The sequence below is a fragment of the bacterium CG_4_10_14_0_2_um_filter_33_32 genome, assembly GCA_002792735.1.
Classification (GTDB): Bacteria; Patescibacteriota; CPR2_A; order CG2-30-33-46; family CG2-30-33-46; genus CG2-30-33-46.
The window spans coordinates 1-1,901 of the sequence record PFOW01000002.1; the positions used below are offsets into that span (position 1 = coordinate 1).

The 1,901-nt window shown below is 29.8% G+C and carries 3 protein-coding genes; 1 reads left to right on the forward strand and 2 read right to left on the reverse strand.

Features of this window, described 5'->3' with window-relative positions; all coding sequences use genetic code 11:
* Positions 1-94 precede the first annotated feature (94 nt).
* Together COX95_00015 and COX95_00020 are read right to left on the reverse strand one after the other, a co-directional pair.
* Complete coding sequence (locus COX95_00015; protein PIZ86711.1) at positions 95-559, reverse strand: hypothetical protein; 465 nt, start codon at positions 557-559, stop codon at positions 95-97.
* Positions 549-1,232, reverse strand: coding sequence for a hypothetical protein (locus COX95_00020; GenBank protein ID PIZ86712.1), 684 nt, complete (start codon positions 1,230-1,232; stop codon positions 549-551). Before COX95_00020 ends, COX95_00015 begins: the two co-directional genes overlap by 11 nt.
* A gap of 105 nt (positions 1,233-1,337) precedes the next feature.
* Here COX95_00020 and COX95_00025 point away from each other — a divergent pair.
* On the forward strand, positions 1,338-1,901 hold a 564-nt coding region (locus COX95_00025; protein ID PIZ86713.1), incomplete at its 3' end, for a hypothetical protein.

Consider the following 1,901-nt stretch of genomic DNA (forward strand, 5'->3'; position numbering starts at 1 on the left):
CCTGTGTTGGTTGTTTTATTAATTGAATTATTAACTGATAGGCGGTATTGTTTAATAAATTCGTTAACTTTGCCTGACATTTTTTTCTTTATAGCTATTGTTTCCAATTGGTTAAATAGTTTGATATTTTTATTTCTTTTTTGTCATTAGCCCATTTAACCGTAGCGGTAATTTTAATCTCTTCATCACTAATTTTTTCAGCGGTTGTTTGTCTTTTGAAATTTCCTAAAATTTCTTCGTTTCCGGGAACTAGTTTAAAGCCTTTTTTCAAGTTGCTGCTGTCTTTGTAGCTTACTATTTTATTACTAGTATTAGTATTTATATCTTTATCAAAATCATATCCGTTTTTTAAATTCGTATCTCTTATATTTCTTATTCTTTCCAGTGCTTGTTGTGCTACTCCACCGGCTTCAATTTTTTGTTTATTTAAAGTACCAATCTTTATACTATAAGAATTAAGGTTAGTAATGCTTGTATAGAGTATAGTCATTATCCCTACTACGATTATAACTTCAATAAGGCTTTGCCCTGTATTTCTTTTTTTTCTTTTATTTAACATAAACATTATTAGTATAGGTATTTAAAATTATTTCTTTGTTTAGGGTACTATTCTTTAATTTTATTTTTATATTTATTTCTTTGCTTGCTGAAGTAGTGGCATCAATAAGAGTTTCTCTTTTATAAGATAGGCCAGGATTATCTTCGCTTATATCTGGGTCTTTTTGAGGGAGTGTAAAAAGTATAGAAATTTTCTTGTCAGCACCTGGATCTGGATTCATGTCGCTTATAGAAATGTTTTCATAGATTTTGAAATATTTAATATTTCTAATTTCTTCGTTAGGATCATACATTTTGTTTTTATCTTTATCAGCGAACACATAATACTTATACTTATTCTCATTGAGGGGATCAATTTCTAAATAAACGCCATATCCATTAACGCTCTCTTTCGGTGCTAAAGACATGTTTATAGATTCTACAATTGCGGATTTAATTTCTTGAGCCGCTAAATCTAGGTTTTTTCTATTTTGATATTGTCTGTAAGGCAAGATAGTTATAGCTGCTAGTACTGCCATAATAGCCATTACCACCAGCATTTCTGCTAAAGAAAACCCTGATAGAAATCTTTTATTACCCTCAGTTATAAAAGCTCCCGTATTTACTTTTCTATTTCTAAACGGGGTAAAGTCTTTTTTCTTTTGAGTATTTAAGTCATTTATATTTCTAATCACTCTATACACTCTTAATACTTATAATGTTACTTTTAAGCTGCCTCATTGTCAATTTTTAAAACGCAAATTGTTTGTTAGAATGATATAAATGTAATGACAATATAAATGAAAAAAATATTATTTACTTTTTTGGTAACAGTCATTTTTCTAGCCTTTTTTTATGTCACTAAGAATAAACATCAAATGATTAGAAGTTATTGTGATTTTGATATGGTTTATGTGAGCGACTTTGGTGGCAATTTTTGTATTGATAAATATGAAGCATCACAGTCAGATACCATCAAAAAAATTGATTTAAATAATGACGGAGACTTCGATGATTTTATGGGAAAGTATTCAGGAATTATTTATGATCATAAAGATTATTCTTATAGTAAGGCGCTGAAAGAAGAAAATAATCTTGATTTTAAAAAATTAGATTCTTCCTTAGTACGCGAATCAAATGTTAAAGTTCCTGTTAGCAAAAAATCTCAAGAGCCCTGGGTTCTTGTGACTAAATATGAATCAGACGCTTATTGTAAGGCGGCAGACAAAAGATTACCCACTAATAAAGAGTGGTATCTAGCTGCTCAAGGAACGCCTGATAATAATTTTTTACAGCCAGAAAAAAATTCTGAATCGTGCAACGTATGGAATTTTGGCAAAGATCCTTCTTTGCCAAAAGGCGGC